The sequence below is a fragment of the Sinorhizobium kostiense genome (assembly GCF_017874595.1).
GTDB classification, from domain to species: Bacteria; Pseudomonadota; Alphaproteobacteria; order Rhizobiales; family Rhizobiaceae; genus Sinorhizobium; species Sinorhizobium kostiense.
In genome coordinates this window covers 398576-424258 of sequence record NZ_JAGILA010000003.1, presented here as the reverse complement: position 1 = coordinate 424258, position 25683 = coordinate 398576, and the positions used below count along the sequence as shown (strand labels likewise).

Here is a 25683-nt window from a genome sequence, read left to right as displayed (position 1 = left end):
TGCGTTGCGTGTTTCGTGGTTAGTGAGAGCGGACCGACGTGTGCCAGGGGATCGACAGCCGCTCTATGCCTTCCATGAGGTTGAAGAGGAGCGATCCCATCGCGATCAGAAGGACCAAACTGACAAAGAGACCGGGGGTGTCGAACTGTCCCTGCGCAGTCAAAATCGCAAATCCGAGGCCCGAGGAGCTGCCGACGAATTCGCCGATAATCGCACCGATCAGGGCCAGCGAGATGGCAACCTTCAAGCCGGCGAAGATGCTCGGAAGGGCGCAGGGGAGCCGGACCTTCGTGAGAATCTGCCAAGCGCTTGCCCGCCCGACACGCGCCAGATTGATCATGTCCGGATCGACGGACCGTAGCCCTAGGACCGTATCGATGACGATGGCGAAAATGGCGAGCATGACCGCAATGGCGATCTTGGGTTCCGGCCCAATGCCCATCCAGACCACGAAGAGCGGCGCCAGAGCGACCTTGGGGACCGAGTTCAGGGCGACCAGCGCCGAGAATACAGGGCGCTCGAGCGTCTTCGACGACACGATGACGACTGCCAGCAGGATGCCGAAGACCGCGGCCAGAAAAAATCCGGCAAGCGTCACAACCAGAGTGACCCCGGCGTTGTAGAGGAAGAAGGCCGGCATTTTCCAGAACTCGACCCAGACCGCCGACGGCGACGGGAGGAGGATCGGGGAAATCTGGAAAAGCCTGACGCCGATTTCCCAAAGCGCCACCGCCGAAACCAGCGTTATCAGGCCGGGCAGAAAGCGTGTGGTCATGGACGGCATGTTACGCATTCTTGAATATCCCGAGTTTCGTGAACACCTGGCGGATATGGCTGCTGTAATGTCCGAATTTCGGTGTCTCGCGGACGGAGAGCTGCCGCGGACGGGGAAGGTCGATATCAAGGATTTCGACGATCCTTCCGGGATGGCGGTCGAGGATCACGACACGATCCGAAAGGAAGACCGCTTCGCTGATGCTGTGGGTGATGAAAATGATCGTCTTGTGCGCCTCGTGGGAGATGCGCGCGACCTCGACATTGAGGTCATCGCGCGTCATGGCGTCGAGCGCCCCGAACGGCTCATCCATAAGCAGGATGTCGGGATCGGTCAAAAGCGCCCGGCAGATCGACGCCCTCTGCCGCATCCCGCCCGACAGCTCCCACGGGCGCCGGTTCTCATAGCCGCCGAGGCCGAAACGCGCGAGCTGCGCGCTCGCCCTTGCCCGCATCTCCGCACTGACCTTGCCTTGGAGCTCGACGGTAAACAGGACGTTTTCAAGGATCGTCCGCCAGTCGAGCAGCATGTCACGCTGGAAGACCATGCCGAGGCCCTCCGGTGGACCGTCGACCATAAGCCCGCGGGTCGTGACGCTCCCGTTGGAAACATCCTCAAGCCCGGCGATGCATTTCAAAAGCGTGCTCTTGCCGCAGCCGCTCGGACCGAGAATGCTGACGAACTCGCCCTTCCTGATGTCCAGATTGATGTCTTGAAGAACAAGCGACGCATCACTGCCGCCGTAGCGCTTATCGACGCCGGAGACCCTGATATAGCTGTCCTTGACCTGGTCCAACATCTCGACCTCACCCAATGAAGTCGTTGGTGAAAATATCGGAAAGCGTCAATCCGGACGGAATTGCATTGGCTTTTTCCATCGACGCCAGCGCGGCGTTCCAATCCGCGTCAGCCTGCCAGCCGATCGGTTTTCCCGCCGTCGCCGGGGTCTCGAAGGTTTCGATCGTCAATTCGATCTGCCTGGTCAGAACTTCCTTCGTCAGCTTTATAGTTGGCCGTTGCTGGATCATGGCCTCAGCGCCCTCGCCCGCATTGCCGTCACGCAGATAGGCCCACGCTTTCTGCTGAGAGGCCACGAGGGCCTTCAGGGCATCACCACGTTTTTCGATGGTCTCGTCACTGGCGATGAGGCCGTAGCTCGGGAAATTGACGCCAGCGTCGCTGGCGAGGATGCCGCGCGAAGGACGAACGGCTTCGGCAGGCGGGATGATCGAGGGGCCGGTGGACAGGATCGCATCCGCCCGGCGCGTGGTATAGGTGCTCCAGAGGGCTGCCGGGTCGACCAGGAGCAGCTCCACAGTAGAGCGGTCAAGCCCGCCCTGCGCGAGCCAATAGTCGATGAAGGGCGCCCATGGGCTCGCCGCGAAACAGACGATGCTCTTGCCCTTCAGATCGGCAACCGTCTTGTAGTCCGAGTCGCGGTCGACGACTGCCGCGAGATCCGTAGCGCGAGCGAAACCAGCGAAGGAGCGCACGGTCGCACTCTTCATACGCGCCTGGGGGACGAGACCGAGCTGCACCTGGCCAACATCAACCTGGCCCGCATTCACAAGCTGCAGGGTGTTCGCAGAGCCACGGCCATCCTGCACATCAATGTCCAGGCCGACATCTTTAAACCACCCTTTCACCTGGGCGAGATGCATGGCCGCTTGAACACCCCAAGGCGCAAAATCCATGCGGGCCGACAGCGCCTGAAGGCCTTGAGCACGTACCAAGGACGGCATAGCCAGGGCGGCAATACCGCCAGCAAGAAACGCGCGTCGAGTCGTTTGGAACTTGGACATCCGGTTGCTCATTTTCAGAACCCCTCTTGCTCTTATAGAACTATTTAGTTTATTAAGGACAGAGCTAACCTGTTTCCGACTGTCTGTCAATCGCGCAAAAACCAAAAGCCGGAGTATTTTATTATGCCGACAATTCAATGAGTTAGCGCGACACGGCAACATCTTTTCGAACGCGAAAACGGTCTGTTTCCGCGGCGCTAGAGTTTGCCGTGAGCATGGAAAATGCTAAGCAGAGGCTGCTACGATAAACTTCAATGTTTAAGGCCCAAGGGCGTGTTGATGGACCAGAGAATGGAACTTGAAAAAAGCGGCCCGGACAAAAAGAAGCGGATCCGCGACCCTGAACGGACGAAGCAGAGGATCATCGACACGTCGATTGACGAGTTCACGGAACGCGGGTTTGATGGCGCGCGGATAGATGCGATCGCCGAGCAATCCCAGACAAACAAAAGCCTGATCTACAAATACTTCAACAGCAAGGAAGAGCTGTATATAGCCAGCCTTTCGAACACCTATGAGAAGCTGCGCGCTTCCCAGCATGAGATTGACCTCGATGAAAATGACCCGGTGGGCGCAGTCAGGACGCTCGTTCAGTCAACCTTCGACACGTTCGCCAACAATCCCCGCATTGTTCGAATGCTGACCCATGAAAATGTTCAGAATGCCCGTTTTCTGAAACAGGCGCTCGGCATCAAGAACCTCTACACCCCCCTTCTCGCCAAACTGTCGCGGGTGATCCGCAGTGGCCAGGACAAGGGCATCTTCAGAGCAGATGTCGACTTGAAACACCTGTACGTGTCCATATCGGCTCTGGGCTACTTCTACTTCTCCAACATCCACACGCTATCGATCGTGCTGGATGAAAAACTGGAGAGTAGCGTTGAAGTCGCCAAACAGCGTGACCAGACAGTCAGCATCATATTGGCATATCTGAAAAGGTAGATTTCCGCCTCCTTGCTGGGGCGAACCGTCGAAAATGACGATCGTTTATCTCCGTAAACCGCAGACCTCCGGCTAGCGCCGGCCAAAAAAATGGCTCCATGCCCGGAGGCATGGAGCCTAGGCCTTGGGAGCCAATCAATCCAGAAGATGCACCTGCGGACCCCAGGTGTCGGAAAGGGCAAAGCCCTTGACGAAGGGATCATCGGCGACGAGGCGTAATTCCTGCTTGCCATAGACGAAACCCTGGCCGGTGATCCGTGGGATGACCGCCTTGCGTCCGCCCACTTCGGTTTCCTCCAGCGCCTGGACATGAAATTCCCCGCCGATGATCGAGCGAGAGACCTTCGTGTCTCCGACCGCGATCAGACCACGTGCATGAAGGCTTGCAAGATTGGCCGAGCTGCCGGTACCGCAAGGAGAGCGGTCGACGCGGCCGGGTTTCAGCGTCGTGCAGGTGCGCACCGCGCCATCCGGCTCCTGAGAACGGAACATCACATAGGCGATCTCATCCACACCCGGCAATGTCGGATGTCGGACTTTGACCTGCTCTGCCAGAAGCGCCTTGAGTTCGATACCGGCCTCCGCCAGTGCACGCGCATTCTTCGGTTCAATGGTAAGCCCGACCTGCTCGACATCAACCAGACCGTAATAGACACCGCCGAAGCAGATATCGGCCTTTATGCGACCCCAGCGCGGCGTCTCGACCTCCTGGTCGAGAGCTTCCGCAAAGGCCGGGACATTGTCGACGCTGACGGAAAGGCAACGGCCATTTTCGCAGCGCGCCCGCGCTGTGACCAGACCTGCCGGCATATCGAGACGCACAATCGTTTCGGGCTCAACCATGGCCACCCGGCCGCTCTCGAGAAGCGCGGTTACGACGCAGATGCAGTTCGAGCCCGACATTGCATGCGCACGGTCGGCCTGGAGCACGATGAAGCCGGCATCCGCGTCGGGACGGGTGGGTTCCAGCAGCAAATTGACGGTCATGGCGACATTCGCGCGCGGCTCGAACGTCACGAAACGGCGGAGGCTGTCGTCGACATTGTTGATGTAGTTCATCTTGTCCAACGCGGTTGCACCGGGAATTTCCGGTGCGCCGGCGACGAGAACATTGCCGATTTCTCCCTCGCAATGAACCTGGAGAATCTCAAGCTTTTGGTCGGATATCATGGAGGCCTCTCATTGCGGGCACGCGGCCCGACTGTACTATTCTACTGTCCTTCAGGAGGTCCGTCCTCAATCACCGTAAGGCAGATAGGATCGTCTCTCCACCTCGGGGAAGCGTTCGCCTGTGCGGACAAATTTGGTGTGCTCGCGGATCGGATCGGGATAGTGCTCCCAGTCGCGCAGCTTGCCTTTCTGCATGGCGCGATTGACGAATTGGCGGACGCGCTGGCTGCGCATGACATCCAGCTTCAGACCCGCCAGGTCCCAGATTTCTCGCACCCCGGCCATTAGCGCCTCGACCGTTTCGCTCCATTCAGTCTCGTCCGCCAGATTGCGCATCTCACCCGGATCGCTCGCGAGGTCGTAAAGCTGCATCGGATAGGCTTCGGAGACGACGAGTTTATGTGGGCCGCGCCGCAGCATCACGCGTGGCGCATTGGTGCCTCCGTCAAGATGCTCGGCGTAGACCGTCCGGTCCGACCTGTCCTCGCTCATCAGGGGCAAAAGGCTGTCGCCCTCGTGGTCGGTGATAATCACATCAAGCGAACCGGTGGCGAGCTCCACCAATGTCGGCATGATATCGACCAGCGAAACCGGCGCGGCGACGCGCTTCAGGCCCTGCCGCCGCGGATCATAGAGCACCAGTGGTACGCGGATCGCCGGATCGAAGAGGTTCTTTTTGAACCACAGGCCGCGCTCACCGATCATGTCGCCGTGGTCGGAGGTGAAGATGATCACCGTATTGTCGGCAATGCCGGCATCTTCCAGCGTTTGCCTGAGTTCGCCGAGCTTGCGATCCACATAGCTGATCATGCCATAATAGCCGCGGCGAGCCCGGCGGTAGATGGCATCAGTCACCTCGAACTTGTCGAGACTGTAGTGGAGATAGAGCGAACGGCTGTGCGGATCCATTTCCTCCAGCGGGATCGCTGGTGTCCGTGGTGGATCGATCGCTTCGTCCGTGTAGAGATCCCAGTAGTCGCGCGTGGTTACATAGGGATCGTGCGGCTGGGTGAAGGACACGGTCATGAACAGCGGGCGCCCATCGCCATAGCGTCGCCAGTCATAGATATGCTGGGTCGCGCGGCGGGCGACCTCGTCATCGTAGTCAATCTGCTGCGACCGCGCGAGCGGCCCGGCATCGGCGATCGTCTCGACACTGGAGACGCCGAAGGGGACCTCGCCCTTGGTCTTGAGTTCTTCCGCCTCCAGCTCATCATAGGTCTTCGGCGGAACCCAGCTGAAATCGGCCGGATAAATTTCTGTCGTCAGACGGTCCTCGTAGCCGTGATGCTGGTCGGGTCCGACGAAGTGCATCTTTCCCGATATGCAGGTGTAATAACCGGCATCGCGCAGGTAATGCGCAAGCGTCGGCACGGCCGCAGGGAATTCCGAGGCGTTGTCGAACGCGCCGATTCGCGACGGCAACCGGCCGGTCATCAAGGCAAATCGGGACGGCGCGCACAGCGGATAATTGCAATAGGCATTGTCAAACACCGAACCCTGTCCGGCAAGCCGGTCGATATTGGGCGTCTTGCATACCCGATTGCCATAGATGGACAGGGCAATCGCGGTCATCTGATCGGCCATGACGAGCAGAATATTCGGCTTTTCGGAAACCGATTGCACGCCCACGCCCTCTCAGTGTCCGAGAATCTGGCTGAGGAAGAGTTTCGACCGCTCATGCTGCGGGTTGTCGAAGAAGTCTGCCGGCGGCGCATCCTCGACGATCTTTCCCTGATCCATGAAGATCACACGGTCGGCGACCTTGCGGGCAAAGCCCATTTCGTGCGTTACGCACACCATGGTCATGCCGCCCTGGGCAAGTTGGATCATTACGTCGAGTACTTCCGAAATCATTTCCGGATCGAGCGCCGAGGTCGGCTCATCGAACAGCATGATTTCCGGCTTCATGCACAGGGCCCGGGCAATCGCCACCCGCTGCTGCTGGCCGCCGGACAGTTCCCCGGGATAGTTCTTTGCTTTCTGCGGGATCTTGACGCGCTCGAGATAGGTCATAGCCTGTTCCTCGGCGGTCTTGCGATCAATCTTACGGACCAGCATCGGTGCCAGCACGCAATTTTCCAGCACCGTCAGATGCGGGAAGAGATTGAAATGCTGGAACACCATGCCGACTTCGCGACGGATCTCGTTGATATTGTCGATCTCGTCGTTGAGTTCGGTGCCAAGCACGCGGATCCTGCCCTGTTGGTGTTCCTCGAGCTTGTTGAGGCAGCGGATCAGGGTCGACTTGCCCGAACCAGATGGACCGCAGACGACGATCTTTTCACCCGGTTTCACCGTCAAGTTCACTCCGTGAAGAACTTGATGGGCGCCGTAATATTTGCACAGACCGTCGACTTCGATCGCCAGAGCGCTTGTGGTCATTTGCATTACTCCCAAAATCCTGCCGTCGCGCCGAAGAGCGCGGGAATGCCCGTCATGTCGGATCCGAGGCCCGACACATGCTTGCCGCTCTCGTGCTACCGCAAGCCCAATTTCATGGACCGTTCGAGATAGCTGCCATACATCGACAGCGAGTAAGTGAAGACGAAATAGATCAGAGCGACAAAGCTATAGACCTCGGTATGGAAGGGCTTCCATCCGCCTGTCGAAAATGCCGCATTGCCGGACGCCGTGATCTCGAAGAAGCCCAGAATGACGATCAGCGCCGTTTCCATGAAGGCGATCACCACCTGATTGATCGTCGGCGGGAGCGCAAAGCGGAAAGCCTGCGGCAGGACGATGCGCGAGATCGTCTGCCAGTAATTAAGGCCAAGTGCGGTTGCCGCTTCCTCTTGCCCGGCGGGCAAGGACTGGATACCGCTGCGAATGATTTCCGCCTGATAGACCGCAAAGAAGACGGCGGCGCCGATAATGACGCGGTACAGCTTGTCGCCAACCAGGAAACCCGGCAGCGTCAAAGGCAGGATGATAGCGGCGGTGAACAGAATCGAGAGAAGCGGCAGCGAACGAATGCCATCGATGAAAAGTGCCGTGACGGTCGAGACCACCGGCAGCCTGGAGCGTCGCAAGAGCGCAAGAACAATGGCAAGCGGCATGCCGATGACAACGGTGGACGAGAAGACGAAGACTGTCAGCGCAAGCCCGCCCCACTGGGTTTCGAGCACGACGGGCATGCCAAATACGCCGCCTTTCATGAGAAAATAGAAGAGGCCGTAGCCCAAGGCCCATAGCACCGGCAGCCGTTTCGCGGACCAGAAGAATGGAACGCACGACAGAATGACGGTCGCAAGAATGGCGAGGCACGCAAGCGCCGAACGCCACTGCTCCTCATAGGGATAAAGGCCGAAGAAGATCAGGCGATAGCGGTCGGTGATGACGGCCCAGCAGGCGCCGGCAGCCTTGTGGCAGTCCTCGGGCGTGCCGAACCAGACGGCATTGACCAGTCCCCAGTTTACGAGAAACCACAGCGCTGAGAGGATCAACGCCAGGCAGACCAAGGTGAGGATCGTGCGTCCGACCGAGGAGAAGTAGTCGCGCCTTACGCTGTCGAGGAGGCTGTCGTTCAACGCCGGCGCCTGGATCTCGGTGGTGGCCGTCATCGTTTCCGCTCTCATTTCTTATGTCCCGGCAGGGCAAGCGCCCGATTGATCGCGTTCATGGTGAAGGAGATGGTCATGTTGATTGCCCAGAAGCCGATGATCAGCAGGAAAATCAGCGAGATCGTCTGCCCGGAATGGTTGATTGAATTGGCGACCACGCCGAAATAATCCGGAAACCCGATGGCAATGCCGATCGTGGTGGCTTTCATTAGCCAGATGATCTGGTTGGTCATCGTCGGCAGGATGCGCCGTATCATCAGTGGCAAGCGGATGCGCCAGAAGATGTGCCAATTGCCGAGGCCGAGCGCATGCGCGGCTTCGATCAATCCGGCTGGGATGGAAAGAAAGCCGGCGCGGACGATTTCGGCGACATAGGATGCACCAAACAGCGCGATCGCAACGATGGCGGATCCAAGCTCCGGCGTCATCGTGCCGCCGCCGAGAAAGCGCAGGCCCTTGGGCTGGGGCATATCGAACAACGGCGTGTCGGCAAGGCGTCCGGCATAGCCGATGATGCAGGCGAGGGCCAGCGAGATCAAAATCCCGACCAGCGACGAGCCGCGGCCCGTGCGGCGCGCAACGGTGACGGAAATGACAGAGCCGATGATAAAGAGTGCGATCGCGGCCAGCAGATACCAAGCCTCGATGTTGAACATCGGAAAGAAGATACCGCGGTTGGAAATGAAGAAACCGCCCTGCACAGCGATCGCTTGGCGTGGCGAGGGGAAATTCACGAAGATCGCATACCAGAAGAAGGCCTGGAGGATCAGCGGAATGTTGCGGAAGATTTGCACATAGACGCCGGCGATGGACTTGACCAGCTTGTGACTGGAGAGCCGCGCCGTGCCGATGACCGTGCCGAGGAGGACCGCCAGCGAGACCGAGATCGTCCCAAGAAACAGCGTGTTGATGAAGCCGACCAGCAGCGCTCGGGCAAAGCTTGAATCAAGATCGTAATCGATCAAGGAGAAGACGATCGAAGAGCCTGTCGCATAGTTCAGAAAACTCCATCCGACACTCAAGCCCTGGATTTCGAGGTTTCGTCGCGTCGTCATCACGGCGATGAGCAGCATGGTCAGGATGACGGCGAGGAATACAGCCTGCAACAGGATATCGCGCTGCTTTCGGTTTCCGAACGAAAAGGTCATGGGCCCATGTCCACCTTGCCTCAGAAGGAGGCCTAAAATGAAATGAACCTCCGCCGGGACCCGGCCCGGCGGAGGATGGCATTTTTTTAGTCGAGGACCGGGGCGTAGAAGACGCCACCCTTGTTCCAGAGCGAATTCAGGGCCCGTGGCAGCTTATAGCGCGACTCGGTTCCGAAGTTGCGGTTGTACATTTCCTCGGAATTGCCGACCTTCTTGATCACGTTGTAGGCCCAGTCGTCCTTGAGGCCGAGACGAGTGCCGATGCCGGGCGTGACACCGAGCAGCTTGCCGACAACAGTGTTCGGCGGGTTGGCCTTCATCTCATCGATGTTCTTCGAGGTCACGCCATTTTCTTCGGCGATGCGCTGCGCGGCGATGACCCAGTTCGCGATATCGACCCAGTTGTCGTCGCCCTGGCGCATGACAATGGCTTCCCCTTCCAGGGCCAGCGCGTCGGACAGAATGTCATGGCTTTCCGGATCGCCCGAGGTGGCGCGGGTCGCAGCAACGATGGGCCCCCATTCGGCATATGCATCGCATCGGTTGGCGAAATACGCGGCGGTGGCTTCGGTGTTCTTCTCGAAGGTCACGACCTTGACCTCGTATTTCTTTTCCTTGATGTAGTCGCTGACGAGCTTCTCGGTCGACGTGCCACCGGCGACGCAAACGGTCCCGCCAGCAAGATCAGCCAAGGATTTGGCGGCAAGGTCTTTATGCGCCATGAAGGTCGTGACGCCAATGAAGTAGGGCATAGAGAACTGCAGGCCGAGTTCGGTATCACGGCTGAACAGCCAACCCGAAGCCTTGATGACCAGGTCGATTTCGCCCGACTGCAGCGAAGGGAAGCGCTGTGCCCAGCTGATCGGGATCAACTTGAGCTTGTCGTCGCTACCGAAAATGGCCGTTGCGACGGCGCGGCAATAGTCGATGTCGAGGCCGTGCCAGTTGCCCTGTGCGTCAACTTCGGCAAAACCTTCGAAGTTGCCATCGCTGGACGTGCAGTTGAGTGCACCGCGTGCCTGGACTGCCTTGAGCGTATCGCCCGGGGCGGCCATCGCAGCGGGCGGCACTGCCGCCGAAAGTGAAAGAAGCGCTAATGCAAGCTTCAAGGCATTTCTCATGGCATTCCATCCTCTGTTGGTTTTGAGTCACTTCGTCTTTTCCGGGGAGCACCGTTCCGAACTCTTCGAGCCCCTCTCCTCCCGCCCGGCCTACAGTCTGGCGCCACCAAAACGCGAACCCTCGACCCGGTGCCAGCGCATCCGAATAGCCGCCTTCCAATGCGAGCCACGCGGGCCATAAGCACGGCTGCAAGCTCGTTTCAAAAAGGGCTGCTTCTGATTCCCACCATTGGCGCCCTGCGGCGCGGTTCCCGATGTTGGCTGAGCCAATCTATTCTTGTCGTTCTAATGTCGACTTTATTATTAGTCGTTCTAATGTCGACAATGTCAAGCGGTAATTTTTGCCTTCATGTCGACGCCGTATCGACAGCTATAATGTCGTCTTAGTGTCGACACCGTCAAGCGCAAAAATCCATTTGCTCTCAGTGCCGTAGCATTCATATTATATCACTTGTCATATATGTGTCAACATGGACAGAAGAATCGCTATGGCACGGGCGTAACGACAAAGGTCCTTCGCGCCGCAGAAGGTCGCCAGCTGATAACAGACCGATAGGGGCGATTTAGGCGAGCGGCACCGAAACGGTGAGCTTCTGACCCTCCCGAAGATTATGGTCTTCGGAGAGTTCGCCGGCCAAGGTGGAGTTCCGCGACAGGATCGCCTCAAGGATAGGCCGGTGCTGATCCAGGATTTCCTTGGAATCAGCAATGAGCGCGTCGCTCGAGCGGATATAGACCCTAATCTGGTGTTCGATCAGCCCGTATTGTGCGCGTAGCCGGGAATGACCGGAGGCGTCGACGACCGCCTTGTGAAATCCGAAATCCGCCTCAGCGATCTCATTGGGATTTTTGCGCTCGCATGCGATTTCAAGCGCATCGAAGGCTTGCTGGACCTCAGCCATCTGGGCCGGCTCAGCACTGGCAGCCGTCAAACTCGCCGCCAGCCGCTCGACGGCGCCACGCAGCGTATAGAGCTCCCAGATATCCTGACGCGACAGCTTGACCACCGTCCACCCCGTGTAGGGCACCAGACTGACTAGGCCTTCTTGGGCCAGTTGATGAAGCGCGGTGCGCACGGTGGCGCGCGAAAGCCCCATCTCGTCTGAAATCTGCACCTCGGTCAGCCGGGACCCAGCGGGAATCGAACCATCGATGATCCTGCCCCGCAAGACGCCCAGTGCGCGCACATCCGCCGGCATTTTCTCAATCTTAGGAAGCTTCGCTCGATCCATCACGGGGCCTCTTCGGCTGCGTTTCTGCCTGTTTATCCTCTTGAGCTGATTGAGAACAAGAACAGCACGTCAAAAAATATCTAAAAGGGCTATTGTCGACAATAGCCCTTTTGCGTATTGTGGCCTCGGCTCGCGGCCTGAGACGTCGCTGCAAGCGAAATTCACCCAAGACTTCAACCGCCGGGGCTGCCTGCCGGGCGGGCGACATGTTGCGCCCTTGCTCGTGCCGGACCGCGCCTGCAGCAATCGAGTGTCCAGATGAAAAAGATACGTAACGGAGATGAAATCCTGTCCGCAGGCGATCGATCTTCCCGGCAGATCGTGCTCGAGATCGCAGATAGGACGCTCGACCGATTGGATAGCTACCGACGCATGCGCGGCATCATGCGCATGGAAGGCAGTGTCCTCCATATCGGCACCCGCTCCTGGGATCTGTCGAACAAGCGCAACGTCTATCTCTTCGGGGCTGGAAAAGCGTGCAATCACATGGCCATGGCCGTGGATCACGTGCTCGGCGAACGCCTCACCAAGGGGATCGCCATCGTCAAGGTGCTTGAGGAGACAGATAGGTTCAACAGGACCGAGGTCTTCATCGGCGGCCACCCTCTTCCCAATGAGGAAGGTCACCGGGCCTCAAAGAAGATCATCGAGATCGTGGATCAGTCGGGTCCGGACGACCTCTTCATCTGCGTTATCAGCGGCGGAAGCTCGGCGCTGATGTCATGCCCGATCGACGGGATCAGCCTCCAGGACGAGATCGACACGACCGACGTCCTCTTGAAATCCGGCGCAGGCATCTATGAGATCAACGCCGTCCGGCGACACATTTCCGCGCTCAACGGTGGCATGCTGGCCAAACGTATTCAGGATATCGGTGCCGAACTCATCGGCTTCGGCATCAGCGACGCCGTCGGCAATCCCGCGACCGGTGATATTTCCGTGCCCTACGCTGCTTACAAGAGTACGCCGATCGGCCCTGACGCGACGACGCTGGACGATGCGCGGGCGACCATTATCAACCGCAATGTCGCCGACCGCCTGCCGAAAACGGTGGTCGACTACCTGATGAATGCCGGCCCTGAGGGCGAAACGCCGAAGGCATTTCCGGATAACACTTATTTCCTGCTGAACACCCTGCCGGACTCCTGCATCTATGCCAAGGAAATCTGCGAGGAGATGGGGATTCCGGCCATGATCGTGTCCTCTTTCCTCGAGGGCGAAGCACGGGACGCCGGCACCTTCTTCGCCTCGATGGCACGCGAAATCCAGACCTATGGCAATCCCGTCAAGGCACCTTGCGTACTGTTGAGCTCCGGTGAGGTGACGACACTCATTGAGGACAACAGCGTCATCCGCGGTCATGGCGGGCCGGGCCAGGAAATGGCCGTCAGCTTTGCCATCACGGCAGCCAAGACGTCGGGCGCCTGCCTGCTTTCGGTCGACACCGAGGGAACTGACGGGACGACGCGGGTGGCCGGCGGCATCACCGATTCCTCCACCGCAAGGGCTGCGGCCGACAAGGGGATCAATCTCTACCAGGCGCTACGCGACCACAGTTGCTACGAGGCACTGGAGGCCGTGTCATCGGCCATCTTCACCGGCAACACCGGCACCAATCTCTGCGACCTCACAATTATGTACGTCCCTGAACTTCAGCGAGGCGCGTGAGATGCAGGACAAGATCGTTTCCCTTCGCGCCCAGCAGATCATCGACTGCAAGTGCCGCCCCGCCGTTGAGGTGGAGATCCGCACTGAAAGCGGCGCTATCGGCCTCGGTGCTGCGCCGACCGGCACCTCCGTCGGCATGTACGAGGCATTCGTGCTGCGCGACGGCGACCCTTCGAGTTACAAGGGCTTGAGTGTTCACAAGGCGGTGAACAAGGCCGTCAACATCATCGGCCCCGCCCTGATCGGCATGAATGTGTTCGATCAAAGGGCAATAGACGAAAAGATGATCGGGCTCGACGGCACACCGGACAAACGCAATCTCGGCGGCAACACCATCTATTCGGCGTCGATAGCGGCCTTTCGCGCTGCCGCCGCTTCACGGCGCATTCCGCTTTACAATCACATTGCGGGCGGCGACATCAAGACCGTGCCGGTGCCCTGCTTCAATGTGATCAACGGCGGCCGCTACGACAATTTTACGCAATCCTTCAACGAATTCCTGATTGTCCCGCACGGGACGGACAGTATCGACGAAGCCGTTGAAATGGCCGTTGCGGTATTCAATCACCTCGGCTCCGTCCTGACCGCCTATCTCGGCCACAAGCCGCAGGTCGCCAGCTCTTACGGCTATGCCGCACCCTCCGACGATCCGATGGTCGTTCTCTCGATGATGCGTCGGGCGATCGACGAATGCGGCTACCGCGGCAGGATTTCATTCGCGCTCGATTGTGCTTCGAGCGAGATGTATGACGCGACGACCAAGACCTATCTTCTCAAAGGCGAGCGCGTCACCTCCAGCGCATTGATCGCTTACGTTCGCAAGCTCACTGAGACCTTTGACTTCGTCTTTATCGAGGACCTTCTCGACGAGAACGACTGGGATGGCTATCGCAAGGCCGTGCAGGAGCTGCCCCGGACGATCATCCTCGGCGACGATCTCACAGTCACCAGTCTTCCGCTGTTGCGCCGCGCCCTCGATGAACATGCCGTCGACGGCTTCGTCCTAAAACCAAATCAGGTTGGCACCATCACAGAAGCGATGGACGCCTATCGGTTCGCTGCAGAGCACGGAATGATCGCCGTACCGTCGGGCCGTTCCGGCGGCGTTGTCGACGATGTCGTCATGGATTTTTCGGTGGGCCTGCAGGTGCCGTTTCAAAAGAACGGCGCCCCGCGCTCCGGCGAGCGCATTGAGAAATTGAACTTTCTGATGCGCGCCAATGCCCGCAGCCCAGGCTGCCGGCTGTATGACATCAAACCGCTTCTGCGCTTCTGAACCAAATACCACCCCTGCTGATCTCCCTCCATACCTCTTGAAAGGCAACGCCATGTACCCGCGGATCGATTTTCTCTACCTCTCCGAACCCGACATGATCGCAGCCGGCGTGTTGGACGCCGAGCGCTGCGTCACTGTCTGCGAGGAAACCTTCAGTCTGCTGGGCGAAGGCGACTACCTGATGGGCGGCGCAAATCACAACAGTCACGGCCTGAACATCGTGTTCCCTAAGGAAACGAAGTTCCCCAACATGCCGGTCGCCGGACCGGATCGGCGCTTCGCTGCCATGCCGGGTTATCTCGGCGGTCGCTTCGACGTCTGCGGCAACAAATGGTACGGTTCCAATCATGCCAATGCATCGAAGGGCCTGCCGCGTTCTGTGCTGACGATGATGCTGAATGACAAGGATACCGGCGCGCCGCTCGCCCTGATGTCGGCCAATCTACTGAGCGCGGCGCGCACCGGAGGAGTGCCGGGCGTCGCCGCCAAGCATCTCGCCAATGCTGACTCGAAGGTCGTCTCCGTGATCGGCTGTGGACCGATCAACAAGGCCTGCTTCTCTGCGATTATGACCCAGCTCAAGGCGGTCGAGAAGGTCGTCTGCTTCGATATCTTCCTCGACAAGGCCAACGAGTTCGCGGCCTGGGTCAAGGAGACCTATAATGTCGAAGCCATGGGTGTGGATGATGCCGAGGCTGGCTTCCGCGGCGCGGACGTCGTTACCGTCGCCGCCTCACGTCTGAAGCCGCTTTTCTTCAACGATGAATGGATCAAGGAAGGCGCCACCATCCTTGTCTCCGGCCCGTTCAACACCGAGGAAAGCTTCCTCACCACCGCCAAGATCGTCTACGACCACACCGCGCTGCAGGAAGCCTATGTTGAGGACGCCGTCGCCTCGGGCAACAAGGACGCCTATTACAGCGGCGTCATCGGCGGTCCCTTCTTCCGGCTGATCGATGCCGGAAAGCTGCCGGCACTACATGACTCGACTGGCCTGGGCGACGTGGTCAACGGCAAGAAGCCCGGGCGCGAAACGCCCAAGGATCGCGTGATCTTCATCGCATGCGGCATGGCCGTCTTCGACATCAGCTGGGGCTATGAGTGCTACCAGACTGCGCTCAAGAACGGCATCGGTCAGTCGCTGAACCTTTGGGAAAAGCCGAGTCAGGCGTAACCGGCAAAGTGGGATCACCTGCCGGGCGCAATTCGTCCGGCAGGTTCAGATGGCATCACCTCGAGCGACCTGCGCGAATCGTCGAGCCGATCGCGTCTGCCTGCATAGTCGATGACTGCAGAATAGCGAGGTAGCGGAAGGGATCGAATCCGTTTTAGCGCTCGTCGATCCCTGGGCGCCGCGTCATGTCTTATCGACCGTGAGGCAGCGAGATCACAACCCGCGGCTCTTCCAAGTCAGTGGTCGCATCTTAGCACAGCGATCTACCGAATCTGACGACCGAATGTCGACACTAACCGATGTTTAACTGAGTTGTGCGATATTTGGCTTCGATTGACGGAGAAGCGACGATGAAGCTGCGCACCAATCTGGCTGCCAAGTTGAACTGGAGGATAAGCCGGAAAGTCCCTGCTTTGGTGCTTGGTGTGACGATCCTTGCCTGCGGTACCGTCGCCGGTTATGCGAGCTTCACCTCGTTTTCGACGACCAAATATCTGATTGGAACTCATCTCGAATATATTGCGAGCACAAAACGAGACATATTGGCTACGAAGCTGAATACAACAAAGCTCGACGTCGAGGCCTTGGCCGCCAACCCAGCGCTCGTAAAAGCGTTCGACAATATGGTCACGGGCTACAAGATACTGCCGACCGATCAGATGACGGCGTTGTCGGGACTGAAGGCCACAAGCAAGGATCTAGAGGCCGGAAACACTGCAAAGGCGCAGTTTTATCTCGGGGCTTACAAAACCGTTGACCCTTGGCTGAAAGCTCTTGCCAATGAACACGGCTATGCAAACATTATTTTCGTCAACGCCGAAGGTGAGCTTATCTACAGTACCGGGCAGGATCGTCTCGGTGCGCTTCAGCCAGACGGTCCTCTTACCAAGGCAATTAAACTATCCGAGAACCAAGCGGTCGCTGTGATGACCGATTTCAGCCCACCGTCCAGCTCAGGGCCCGGGATTGCCTATTTCGCGGTTGCCGTCGCCAATGCACTAATCCCCGATGAGCGGGGCGGTACGCTGCTCGTCGCCATGACTTCTTCTGCCATAGACGCGATCATGCATGACAGCTCCGGCTTTAGTGCCGAGGGCGAAGCCATTGTTGGCGGCACGGATGGCTTGGCGCGCTCGACATCGCGTTTCTCCGAAAGCAGGGTCGCGTCCTTGTCGGTCGACAAGAGTTTGCTAAAGCCGGGAATCTCTTTCAACTCGTATGGCAACCGGGACGTAATGGCGGCTTCCGAGCCCCTGTCGTGGGGTGGACAGAACTGGTCCATCATTGCCGTCGAACCGACCGCGTCGATTTTCGCCCCGGCTGTCGACATGCTTTGGAAAATCCTCACAATATCGGTCCTAACCGCTCTGGCCGCGCTTCTTTTGTCAGTCGTCGCGTCCCGTTCCATTTCCCGGCCGATCGTGCGGCTGGTGTCCGAAATGAAAAGGTTGGCGTCCGGAGACACTAACGGTGAGGTGTTCGGAACCACCCGCGCCGACGAAGTCGGAGATATGTCACGTGCAGTAGTCGTTTTCAGAGACAATGCCATCGCCAAAAGGCTGGCAGAAGAAGACGCTCGAAGAACCGAGGCGGCAGCTGACAACGAGCGCAGGCTTATGGAAAGCGATCGGCTTGAGCGGCTGCGCGTCCAGGCTGGGGTCGTCACCGAAATTGGCAATAGTCTCTCTGCGCTTGCCAACGGCATTCTGTCTCACAAGATCGTCAAGGACTTTCCAGCTGATTACCAACAGCTGAAAGACGACTTCAATGACGCTGTCGCTCAACTGAAGGACACGGTCATCACATTTGCCACACAGGCAAACTCGATTTCTTCCATTGCCAGCGAAATGAGCAGCGCAATGGATTCACTCGCCACGCGCACGGAGCACCAGGCCATCGTCTTGGAAGGTGCTGTCAATACGCTGGGCGCCGTCTCAACGGATGTCAATCGCACTGCCGAGGCGGCAAGCAAGGCCAATACTATCGTAGCCGAAGTGCACGCAACGGCTGCGTCCTCAGACGAGATCGTGTCTCAGGCGATTTCCGGCATGGGCGAGATTGAGGAATCTTCGTTGCAAATTGCCAATATCGTCGGTGTCATCGACGAAATCGCCTTTCAGACCAATCTTCTCGCCTTGAACGCGGGTGTCGAGGCATCAAGAGCCGGCGATGCCGGAAAGGGCTTTGCCGTCGTGGCCTCCGAAGTTCGTGCCCTGGCGCAGCGATCGGCAGACGCTGCTAAGGAAATCAAAGAATTGATCAACACCTCATCGCGGCGTGTCGAGCGGGGGACACAGCTTGTCAGTTCCACCAGCGAACTGTTGAAGAAGATTGCCAACCAAATCGATCTCATCCGATCTGTTGTGTCCAACATCGCCTCAACCGCCTCCAATCAGGCGGCACATCTCGGAGAGTTCAGCTCGACGATTAGGGAAATCGACCTGTCCACTCAGCAGACGGCGGCGCTTGCAGAAGAATCGACCGCCGCCTGCAAGTCTCTGGCCGGCGAAGCCACCCACCTCCTGCACCTCATTAGCCAGTTTCAACTTGATGATGTGGGGCACGCAACAGCGGCATTTAAAGACGTCGCCTGATCACTGACCTCTTGGACAATGAGCGCCGATCAGGTATCCCCCGAACATCGTTACATGGCACGCCGCTAACCCTCATTCGGCAAATCTGTCGAGCGCGGCCCCACCGAGGGTTTGGCGGGGCGCAGCCACCAAACGCCTCGCCGACAGGGATTCCAAGCCTTCTCCCTGATCAAACGCCGGCCGATCAATAGCAGAACATGCCCGCACTCGAGAGATCCGTCGCGGCAATGTGGACAACGGTACGACACGTGGCCAAGAACGTCGAAGGACCGCGTCAGCTTTATCGGCTGAGATTGCCGTGGAGAATCGGATCGAGGCCGGATCTTTGTCTGACCCCAATATCAACGCGTTACTTCAAGTCTTCGGCTCGAACCCACTTTGCTGCGTCGTCCAGGGTGCCGGCAAATGCGTCAATTACCGTAGACACGTGCTTTTCGGAGATGATCAGCGGCGGGCAGAAGGCAATCGTGTCGTAGATATTGCGGACAATTAGACCATGCTCATGCGCCTGCCGGAAGATGTAGCCGCCCAGCGCACCACGCGGATCGAACATGCGCCTGGTCTCCTTGTCGGCAACCAGTTCCACACCGCCCATGAGTCCGACCGTACGGACGTCGCCGACAAGCGGATGCGAAGCCAGACCGTTCAAGCCCGCCTGCAGGCGCGCGCCGACGACTTTCGCGTGGTCGACCAATTGCCGCTCCTCGATGATGTTGAGATTTTCGAGCGCAACGGCGGTCGCGACGGGGTGGCCGGTCGTGGTAAAGCCATGGGCGAAACTGCCGATCCTACCGCTGTTTTCGGTGAGAACCTCGCTGATTGCGTCGGAGATCACGATCGCCGCGAGCGGCTGATAGGACGAAGTGAGTTGCTTCGACAGCACCATGATATCCGGTTGGAAGCCGTAATATTGGCAGCCGAACATTGTGCCCAACCGGCCGAAGGCGGTAATGATCTCATCGGCGATCAGGACAATGTCATGTTGCCGGCAAATCGCTTCGACCCGTTGCCAATAACCTTCCGGCGCAGGGATCACGCCACCCGCGGCAATCACCGGCTCTCCGATGAAAGCCGCAATCGTCTCCGGCCCTTCCTCGTCAATGACGGTCTCGAGTTCCTGGGCAAGACGCTCGACGAACTCGGCTTCCGTCTCGCCTGAAAGCCCGAAGCGGTAGAAATAGGGAGCGGTGAGGTGCCGGACCGGAATGGCCGGTAGGTCGAAATCCCTATGGCTACGGGGAAGGCCAGTCAGGCTCGCCGAAGCGATGGTCGAGCCATGATAGCCCTGCTGCCTGGCGAGGAATTTCTTCTTCTGCGGTCGCCCCAGGGCATTGTTCATGTACCAGACCAACTTGATGACGGTGTCGTTGGCCTCCGAGCCGGAATTGGTGAAATGAACATGATTGAGGTCGCCGGGAGCCAGCTCGGCGAGCTTTGCAGCCAGCTTGATCGCAGGTGCATGCGTCTTGTGGGTAAAGCTGTGATAGTAGGGCAGCGTTTCCATCTGCTGGGTCGCGGCTTTGACGAGGCGATCCTCGCTAAAACCCAAGGCTACACTCCACAGACCCGACATCGCTTCGATATACGACCGGCCGTTGTTGTCGATGACGTAGACGCCGTCACCTTTTTCGATGACCGTCGGCCCGACTTCCTTGTGCCGCGCGAGATTGGTGAAGGGATGGATATGTGATGACAGGTCCTGCTGGACGAGAGAGTTGGAGAGGCTCATGACAATGTCTCTTCTTGCCGAGCTTACGAGCGGCATTCGGACGAGTACGGATTGAACCGGCGGTTCGTCAAACGGCTGTCGGCCCCTCGCCGACATGGATTAGACAAAGGCTCTTGCCATGCGAGGAGCCCAGTTCCCCAACGGCGATCCTATCGGGCCGGGCTCCCTCCAATTGCAAGAGCTTCCAGATTCTCGAAATCGGCGGCGCGGATGGGGATGCCATCCTTCATTGCCGCGGCACGACGCTGGTATCGCTGCTGCGATGGAAACCGCTCCTGTCCGGCATGGCGCAGCATTTCCAGCAAATCCCGAACGCGATTGCTGAATCCAACATTGCCGCCTCTCCTGGGATCAATGAAAATCAAAAGTTGGCCAGTCTTCGGTGCGTTGGCCTCAGGGTAGCCTGTGAAATCCACTTCCGCCGCGAACTTTCCGCCGGTCAGCGCCGAGGCCAGAACCTCGACCATCAGCGAGAGCGCCGCACCCTTGTGGCCGCCAAAAGGCAGGATGCCGCCACCGTCATTGATCACAACGGGATCGTCGCTTAGCCGCCCGTGGCGATCCACACCCGTTCCATATGGCACCTTTCGGCCCGCGCCGGCAGCAATGGTGAGATCGCCATGGGACATGTTGCTTGTGGCAAAGTCGAAAATCAGAGGATCGGAACCGCCGACCGGTGTCGCGAAAGCGATGGGATTAGTTCCAAGGACACGCTTGCGCCCGCCTGGGGGAACGACCACGCACCCACCCGTAACAACGCTAATACCAACAAAGCCCACCTGGGCGAAGGGCTCAAGTTCCGGCCAGAGTGCGCTGAAGTGATGCGAGTTGTTGATCGCGACCACCGCAACGCCGGTCGCCTCGATTATCTGGCCGATCTGCGGCCGGAATGCCTCAAAGGATGGCTGTGCGAAGCCGTTCCGGGCATCGATGCGCAGGAAGGATGGGCCAACCTCCTGGGCAGTCGGCACGGCCCTGCCATCCACCCATCCGGTTTCCAGGTTTGTCACATAGCCGGGCATGCGGAAAATGCCATGGCTGTGGCACCCATCCCGTTCGCAGGCCGCGCAATTGTCGGCCAGAATATCTGCGACCGTTTGCGCCGCACCCGCCTTCAGGAATATCCGCTTCAACAGGGCACGAAGATCCTCAAAGGAAATCTTGATGCTGTCGCCGCTGCTGCCGTGCGCCATGCGCTACTTCCTTACGCCACCGCTTGCGCGCCGGTGATTTCCACCAGCGAGCCGCAGATGAATCGCGCTTCGTCCGAGGCGAGGAAGGCGACGAGAGCGGCGACTTCCTCGGGCTTGCCGATACGACCGAAAGGGACCAGCTTGTCGAGGTCGGCAATGGTGCGGCCGGAGCGCTTGACCCCCGCTTCCAGCATCGGCGTGTGGATCTCGCCGGGACATACGGCATTCACGCGGATCTTGTCCGGCGCATAGTCGCGCGCGAGATTCTGGGTAAAAGCGGCAACGGCGGCCTTGGTCGTGTTGTAGGCGATGTGGTTTGGTGCGGGATAAAGACCCCATTGCGACGCGGTGTTGACGATTGCGCCGCCGCCGGCCTTGATCATCAGTGGCAGCGCCGCGCGGCAAAGGTGAAACATCGCATCAAGGTTGACGGCAAAGCTGATCGACCAGTCCTCGTCGGAGAGCGACAGCAGGTTGCCGCGCCGGTTGATGCCGGCATTGTTGACCAGCACGTCGAGGCGGCCACGCAGTGCAAAGCTGTCGGAAATCAGCGAAGCGCATTCGCCTTTCTCCGCGATGTTTGCCGTAATCATTTCGGCCTGCCAGCCAGCGGTGCGGATATCTGCCGTCACCGTCTTGGCAGCCTCTGCATTGGCGTCAGTTACAACGACCAACGCGCCTTCAGAGGCGAGGCGCTTGGCAATCGCCGAGCCTATTCCGCCGCCAGCGCCGGTGACCACCGCGACTTTGCCTTCGAAGCGTTGCATTCGATCTCTCCCTAACGGATGTAGCTGCCGCCATTGACGTCGAGTGTCGCGCCGTTCAGCGATGCCTGGGAGGCGCGAAGGGAGAAGGCAACCAATTCAGCAACCGCTTCCGGTTCCGCCATTTCGCCAATTGGAATTTCTCCGACAGCCGCCTGCTTGCCGTTCTTGGCAACGAATTCCTCAGCCATGCGAGTACGCACCCATCCGGGTGCGATCGCAATCGCGGTCACACCATCGGCGCCGAAGCTGCGGGCGATCGATTTGGTCAAATTGACAAGCGCCGCCTTTGTCGCGCCATAGGGCATCGCGTCCGCCGCATAGCCCCGCTGGCCGGCCCGGCTCGCCATGTTGATGATACGTCCGCCACCGTTTGCCTTGAAATGCCGGATTGCTTCTTTCGCGAGATCGGCGGCGGCAAAGAAATTGACCTGGAAATCCTTTTGCCAAACTGAGCGCCATTGATCGGGTTCGGCGGCGATCGCAATGCGGCTCAGGATTCCGGCATTGTTGACCAGCCCATGGATGCGACCCGCCGCGTCGAGCGAGCGCTGCCAGAGCGCGAAAGCGCCATCCGGTGCCGACAAATCGGCTGACACGATGATGCCTTTCCCGTCGATCTCGGCATTCAGGCTTTCCGCGCCGGCTCGGTTGCGGCCATAATGGATAATTGGTCGGGCCCCGTCCTCTGCCAAAGCCTTGATGATGGCGCGGCCAATCTCGCCCGATGCGCCGGTCACCAGGATTGTCTGGCCGGAAAGAGGCTTGTTCATTGACCTGCCCCCGGCTTGATATACCAACCCCAGGGGTCATCGGTGGCAAATCGGGTGATCTGCTTGGTTTCGAGATAGTTTTCAAAACCCCAGCGGCCAAGTTCGCGGCCGATGCCGGACTGCTTGTAACCGCCCCACGGCGCTTCGGTGAAGGTCGGCTGCGAGCAGTTGATCCAGACGATGCCGGCGCGGAAGGCCGCGGCAACGCGTTCGGTGCGCGCATCGTCCTTCGACATGACGGCAGCGGCAAGCCCGAAGCGGCTGTCATTGGCGAGTTGGATCGCTTCTTCTTCCGTAGCGAATGGGCGGATGCAAACCACCGGCCCGAAGATTTCCTCCGTCCAAGCCTCGCTGTCGAGCGGCACGTCAGTCAAGATGGTCGGCTCAAGATAATAGCCCTTGTCAAGGCCTTCCGGCCGGTTGCCGCCACAAGCAACGGTCGCGCCGGCTGCCTTTGCTTTTTCTATATCGCGCATGACATTGGAATATTGCCGCGCAGAAACGAGCGGTCCGAGCAGGATCCCGTCATCGAGGCCATTGCCGATGGTGATCTTCCTGGTTTCCTCGATCAGGCGGGCAAGCAGCCTCTCGTAGATGCCCTGCTGCACCAGAACGCGGGAGGTGGCCGAGCAGACTTGGCCCTGATTCCAGAAAATACCGAACATGATCCATTCGACGGCCTGTTCGATATCGGCGTCATCGAAAACGACGAAAGGCGACTTGCCGCCAAGCTCGAGGCTGATGCGCTTTACGTCCCGCGCCGCCTGCGCCATCATCTTCGAACCGACCGGGCCGGAGCCGGTGAAGGCGAGCTTGTCAACCAGGGGATGGTCGACGATCGCCTGTCCGGCGATCGAACCCGCGCCTGTCACAACGTTCAGTACGCCGGCAGGCAATCCGACCTCATCGGCGATGGCGGCCAGTTCAAGCGCGGTCAGCGAGGTGAGTTCAGCCGGTTTCAGCACGACTGTGCAACCCGCCGCAAGCGCCGGCGCCACCTTCCACGATGCCATCAGCAACGGATAGTTCCAGGGGACAATCGCTCCCACGACGCCCATCGGCTCCTTGACCGCCTTGGAGGTGAAGCGGGCATCGCCGAGCAGGACAGGCTCGACGGATTTCGTATCGAATTCCTCAGCCAGTCCGGCATAAAAATCGAAGCAGCCGGCAGCGTCGGCGATGTCCCAGTCCGCTTCCGGGAAAGGCTTGCCATTGTCGAGCACTTCAAGCCGGGCGATATCGGCCTGCCGGGCGCGAATGCCGGCGGCGATGGCGCGCAGATATCTGGCGCGCTCGGCGCCGGCGAGTTTCGGCCAACCATCCTTGTCGAAGGCGCGTCGCGCTGCCTTCACGGCGAGATCGACATCCTCCTCGGTTGCCAGCGCAATCTGCCGGATCACCTCTTCTGTCGCGGGATTGATGACATCGGCCGTGCCGCCCTTTGCGGGGGCAACCCATTTTCCATCGATGTAGAGTTTGTCCTGCATGAGATACTCCATTGGCAACCCGGCTCAGAACCGGTCGGCGCGAAAGGGGGTAAGATCGACGGGCGGCGTGACACCGGAAATCAGGTCCCCCATCAGCCGCGCATTGGTCGCGGCATAGGTGAGCCCGAGATGGCCATGGCCGGTCGCATAATAGAGATCGCGATGCTTGGCAGAGGCGCTCATGACAGGCACCGTGTCTGGGAAGGCCGGACGGTGGCCCATCCATTCACTCGTCTGACGCACTTTCAGATCGGGCAGCGCTTCGAGCGCGCGCTTGACCGTGATCTTGGCGCGGCGATAGTCCGGTGCAGCGTCAATGCCCGCCATTTCCACCGTGCCGCCGATCCGGATGCCGCCTGCCGTCGGCGTCACCATGAAGGCCTTGGCCGGCCAGATGATCGAATGGCGCATGGAAATACCGGGATCCATGATCTGGGTGTGATAGCCGCGTTCGGTTTCAAGCGGAATCGGCTCTCCGAGATCCCGGGCCATGCGGGCGGTAAAAACGCCCGCCGCGAGCACGGTCTTTTCGGCTTTGATCGCACGACCATCCTTTAGGCGGACAGCCTTGATCCCGCCCTCGCCCGTCTCAAAGCCGCCGACGTCGCCGCGGACGATCGTACCGCCTAGGGCCTGGAAGCGTTCGGCAAGCGCCGTGACGAGTTTGTATGGGTCTGCCACCGACCGGTTGTCGGGAAAGAGCACCGCCTTGGTGATCTTGGTCGTCAGTGCCGGTTCAAGGTCGCGGATCGCATTACCGCCCAAAATCTCGTGACGAAAACCGAAGCGCTCGAGGATTTCGATATGATCGCGATCGGCCTTGAACTCGGCCTCGTCGGCATAAAGGCTGAGGCAGCCTTCCGCACTCAGCATGTGAGTCAGACCGGTCTCTTTCAAGAGCGCATCAAGGTCCTCCTGCACGCGGTGGCAGAGCACCGCGCCTGCTGCCTCGAGTTCGCGAAGCTTCGAGGGACGGCTTGCTGCCAGAAAACGCAGGAACCAGGGGATAAGTCGCGGCATATAGGACGGCCGGACGCGCACCGGGCCTTCCGGATCGAGAAGCCATTTCGGCATCTGTTTCCAGATTGCCGGTCGCGAGGCCGGCATGAACTCGGTCACCGCGATGCTTGCCATATTGCCGAAGCTTGCGCCGGTGCCCGGACCATCCCGCTCGATTAGCCGGACGGCATGCCCGCGGCGTTGCAGATCATAGGCAAGCGTGGTGCCGATAATGCCGGCGCCGACAATTGCGATCGTGGATGAAGTGTTCAT

Annotated in this window: 21 protein-coding genes; 5 read left to right on the top strand and 16 right to left on the bottom strand. The window is 59.2% G+C overall.

The genetic code is table 11. The features are described from left to right. Positions 1-19: 19 nt before the first annotated feature. The 3 genes from J2Z31_RS14710 to J2Z31_RS14700 are packed head-to-tail and all read right to left on the bottom strand — an operon-like array spanning position 20 to position 2589. Positions 20-793 carry an ABC transporter permease gene (locus J2Z31_RS14710; protein WP_028002817.1) on the bottom strand — a complete coding sequence of 258 codons (774 nt, stop codon included), beginning with the start codon at positions 791-793 and terminating at the stop codon, positions 20-22. Further along, complete coding sequence (locus tag J2Z31_RS14705) at positions 786-1574, bottom strand: ABC transporter ATP-binding protein (RefSeq protein ID WP_028002816.1); 789 nt, start codon at positions 1572-1574, stop codon at positions 786-788. The genes J2Z31_RS14710 and J2Z31_RS14705 overlap by 8 nt, the downstream gene beginning before the upstream one ends. A gap of 7 nt (positions 1575-1581) precedes the next feature. Then, on the bottom strand, positions 1582-2589 hold the full coding sequence (locus J2Z31_RS14700) for an ABC transporter substrate-binding protein (RefSeq protein ID WP_150852074.1): 1008 nt from the start codon (positions 2587-2589) through the stop codon (positions 1582-1584). Positions 2590-2868: 279 nt separating this feature from the next. Between J2Z31_RS14700 and J2Z31_RS14695 the strand changes: the two genes are divergently transcribed. Next, positions 2869-3519 carry a TetR/AcrR family transcriptional regulator gene (locus J2Z31_RS14695; RefSeq protein WP_028002815.1) on the top strand — a complete coding sequence of 217 codons (651 nt, stop codon included), beginning with the start codon at positions 2869-2871 and terminating at the stop codon, positions 3517-3519. Positions 3520-3654: 135 nt separating this feature from the next. On the opposite strand, the gene J2Z31_RS14690 is transcribed toward J2Z31_RS14695, so the two are convergent. The 7 genes from J2Z31_RS14690 to J2Z31_RS14660 all read right to left on the bottom strand — a co-directional run bounded on the left by J2Z31_RS14690 (position 3655) and on the right by J2Z31_RS14660 (position 11753). Next, on the bottom strand, positions 3655-4689 hold the full coding sequence (locus J2Z31_RS14690) for a proline racemase family protein (RefSeq protein WP_028002814.1): 1035 nt from the start codon (positions 4687-4689) through the stop codon (positions 3655-3657). A gap of 66 nt (positions 4690-4755) precedes the next feature. Beyond that, on the bottom strand, positions 4756-6315 hold the full coding sequence (gene betC, locus J2Z31_RS14685) for a choline-sulfatase (protein WP_150852073.1): 1560 nt from the start codon (positions 6313-6315) through the stop codon (positions 4756-4758). A gap of 12 nt (positions 6316-6327) precedes the next feature. Next, on the bottom strand, positions 6328-7074 hold the full coding sequence (locus tag J2Z31_RS14680; RefSeq protein ID WP_408022034.1) for an amino acid ABC transporter ATP-binding protein: 747 nt from the start codon (positions 7072-7074) through the stop codon (positions 6328-6330). A 95-nt stretch (positions 7075-7169) separates the two neighbouring features. Next, positions 7170-8267, bottom strand: a complete 1098-nt coding sequence (locus J2Z31_RS14675; protein ID WP_234710703.1) for an amino acid ABC transporter permease — start codon at positions 8265-8267, stop codon at positions 7170-7172. Continuing rightward, entirely contained in the window at positions 8264-9400 is a 1137-nt protein-coding gene (locus J2Z31_RS14670; protein ID WP_028002811.1) for an ABC transporter permease subunit, read from the bottom strand. Before J2Z31_RS14670 ends, J2Z31_RS14675 begins: the two co-directional genes overlap by 4 nt. Positions 9401-9486: 86 nt before the next feature. Beyond that, positions 9487-10521, bottom strand: coding sequence for an amino acid ABC transporter substrate-binding protein (locus J2Z31_RS14665; protein ID WP_028002810.1), 1035 nt, complete (start codon positions 10519-10521; stop codon positions 9487-9489). Positions 10522-11084: 563 nt separating this feature from the next. After that, entirely contained in the window at positions 11085-11753 is a 669-nt protein-coding gene (locus tag J2Z31_RS14660) for a GntR family transcriptional regulator (RefSeq protein ID WP_028002809.1), read from the bottom strand. A gap of 258 nt (positions 11754-12011) precedes the next feature. Here J2Z31_RS14660 and J2Z31_RS14655 point away from each other — a divergent pair, with 258 nt between their 5' ends. The 4 genes from J2Z31_RS14655 (at position 12012) to J2Z31_RS14640 (ending at position 18465) form a co-directional block, all read left to right on the top strand. Continuing rightward, positions 12012-13421, top strand: a complete 1410-nt coding sequence (locus J2Z31_RS14655) for a glycerate kinase type-2 family protein (protein WP_028002808.1) — start codon at positions 12012-12014, stop codon at positions 13419-13421. Position 13422: 1 nt separating this feature from the next. Further along, positions 13423-14697 (top strand): phosphopyruvate hydratase, encoded by a 1275-nt coding sequence (gene eno / locus J2Z31_RS14650; protein WP_028002807.1) that lies wholly within the window; start codon positions 13423-13425, stop codon positions 14695-14697. Positions 14698-14749: 52 nt separating this feature from the next. Then, complete coding sequence (locus J2Z31_RS14645) at positions 14750-15871, top strand: tyramine oxidase subunit B (RefSeq protein WP_028002806.1); 1122 nt, start codon at positions 14750-14752, stop codon at positions 15869-15871. Between the two features lie 350 nt (positions 15872-16221). Then, entirely contained in the window at positions 16222-18465 is a 2244-nt protein-coding gene (locus J2Z31_RS14640; protein ID WP_033058291.1) for a methyl-accepting chemotaxis protein, read from the top strand. A 349-nt stretch (positions 18466-18814) separates the two neighbouring features. Here J2Z31_RS14640 and J2Z31_RS14635 read toward each other — a convergent pair whose 3' ends face one another. The 6 genes from J2Z31_RS14635 to J2Z31_RS14610 all read right to left on the bottom strand — a co-directional run bounded on the left by J2Z31_RS14635 (position 18815) and on the right by J2Z31_RS14610 (position 25683). After that, positions 18815-20194, bottom strand: a complete 1380-nt coding sequence (locus tag J2Z31_RS14635; RefSeq protein WP_028002805.1) for an aspartate aminotransferase family protein — start codon at positions 20192-20194, stop codon at positions 18815-18817. A 149-nt stretch (positions 20195-20343) separates the two neighbouring features. Next, a complete protein-coding gene (locus J2Z31_RS14630) occupies positions 20344-21387 on the bottom strand; it encodes an Ldh family oxidoreductase (RefSeq protein ID WP_028002804.1) in 1044 nt (347 codons plus the stop codon). An 11-nt stretch (positions 21388-21398) separates the two neighbouring features. Further along, positions 21399-22154 (bottom strand): SDR family NAD(P)-dependent oxidoreductase, encoded by a 756-nt coding sequence (locus J2Z31_RS14625; protein WP_028002803.1) that lies wholly within the window; start codon positions 22152-22154, stop codon positions 21399-21401. Positions 22155-22165: 11 nt separating this feature from the next. Continuing rightward, positions 22166-22924, bottom strand: coding sequence for an SDR family NAD(P)-dependent oxidoreductase (locus tag J2Z31_RS14620; RefSeq protein WP_028002802.1), 759 nt, complete (start codon positions 22922-22924; stop codon positions 22166-22168). Beyond that, a complete protein-coding gene (locus J2Z31_RS14615) occupies positions 22921-24411 on the bottom strand; it encodes an aldehyde dehydrogenase family protein (RefSeq protein ID WP_028002801.1) in 1491 nt (496 codons plus the stop codon). Before J2Z31_RS14615 ends, J2Z31_RS14620 begins: the two co-directional genes overlap by 4 nt. A gap of 24 nt (positions 24412-24435) precedes the next feature. Beyond that, positions 24436-25683 carry an NAD(P)/FAD-dependent oxidoreductase gene (locus J2Z31_RS14610; RefSeq protein ID WP_209602397.1) on the bottom strand — a complete coding sequence of 416 codons (1248 nt, stop codon included), beginning with the start codon at positions 25681-25683 and terminating at the stop codon, positions 24436-24438.

What these genes read in the sequence shown, in the direction of transcription:
- J2Z31_RS14710 (WP_028002817.1), bottom strand. Translation starts at nt 793, where the DNA reads ATGCGTAACATGCCGTCCATGACCACACGCTTTCTGCCCGGCCTGATA.
- J2Z31_RS14705 (WP_028002816.1), bottom strand. Translation starts at nt 1,574, where the DNA reads ATGTTGGACCAGGTCAAGGACAGCTATATCAGGGTCTCCGGCGTCGAT.
- J2Z31_RS14700 (WP_150852074.1), bottom strand. Translation starts at nt 2,589, where the DNA reads ATGAGCAACCGGATGTCCAAGTTCCAAACGACTCGACGCGCGTTTCTT.
- J2Z31_RS14695 (WP_028002815.1), top strand. Translation starts at nt 2,869, where the DNA reads ATGGAACTTGAAAAAAGCGGCCCGGACAAAAAGAAGCGGATCCGCGAC.
- J2Z31_RS14690 (WP_028002814.1), bottom strand. Translation starts at nt 4,689, where the DNA reads ATGATATCCGACCAAAAGCTTGAGATTCTCCAGGTTCATTGCGAGGGA.
- J2Z31_RS14680 (WP_408022034.1), bottom strand. Translation starts at nt 7,074, where the DNA reads ATGACCACAAGCGCTCTGGCGATCGAAGTCGACGGTCTGTGCAAATAT.
- J2Z31_RS14675 (WP_234710703.1), bottom strand. Translation starts at nt 8,267, where the DNA reads ATGAGAGCGGAAACGATGACGGCCACCACCGAGATCCAGGCGCCGGCG.
- J2Z31_RS14670 (WP_028002811.1), bottom strand. Translation starts at nt 9,400, where the DNA reads ATGACCTTTTCGTTCGGAAACCGAAAGCAGCGCGATATCCTGTTGCAG.
- J2Z31_RS14665 (WP_028002810.1), bottom strand. Translation starts at nt 10,521, where the DNA reads ATGAGAAATGCCTTGAAGCTTGCATTAGCGCTTCTTTCACTTTCGGCG.
- J2Z31_RS14660 (WP_028002809.1), bottom strand. Translation starts at nt 11,753, where the DNA reads ATGGATCGAGCGAAGCTTCCTAAGATTGAGAAAATGCCGGCGGATGTG.
- J2Z31_RS14655 (WP_028002808.1), top strand. Translation starts at nt 12,012, where the DNA reads ATGAAAAAGATACGTAACGGAGATGAAATCCTGTCCGCAGGCGATCGA.
- eno (WP_028002807.1), top strand. Translation starts at nt 13,423, where the DNA reads ATGCAGGACAAGATCGTTTCCCTTCGCGCCCAGCAGATCATCGACTGC.
- J2Z31_RS14645 (WP_028002806.1), top strand. Translation starts at nt 14,750, where the DNA reads ATGTACCCGCGGATCGATTTTCTCTACCTCTCCGAACCCGACATGATC.
- J2Z31_RS14640 (WP_033058291.1), top strand. Translation starts at nt 16,222, where the DNA reads ATGAAGCTGCGCACCAATCTGGCTGCCAAGTTGAACTGGAGGATAAGC.
- J2Z31_RS14635 (WP_028002805.1), bottom strand. Translation starts at nt 20,194, where the DNA reads ATGAGCCTCTCCAACTCTCTCGTCCAGCAGGACCTGTCATCACATATC.
- J2Z31_RS14630 (WP_028002804.1), bottom strand. Translation starts at nt 21,387, where the DNA reads ATGGCGCACGGCAGCAGCGGCGACAGCATCAAGATTTCCTTTGAGGAT.
- J2Z31_RS14625 (WP_028002803.1), bottom strand. Translation starts at nt 22,154, where the DNA reads ATGCAACGCTTCGAAGGCAAAGTCGCGGTGGTCACCGGCGCTGGCGGC.
- J2Z31_RS14620 (WP_028002802.1), bottom strand. Translation starts at nt 22,924, where the DNA reads ATGAACAAGCCTCTTTCCGGCCAGACAATCCTGGTGACCGGCGCATCG.
- J2Z31_RS14615 (WP_028002801.1), bottom strand. Translation starts at nt 24,411, where the DNA reads ATGCAGGACAAACTCTACATCGATGGAAAATGGGTTGCCCCCGCAAAG.
- J2Z31_RS14610 (WP_209602397.1), bottom strand. Translation starts at nt 25,683, where the DNA reads ATGAACACTTCATCCACGATCGCAATTGTCGGCGCCGGCATTATCGGC.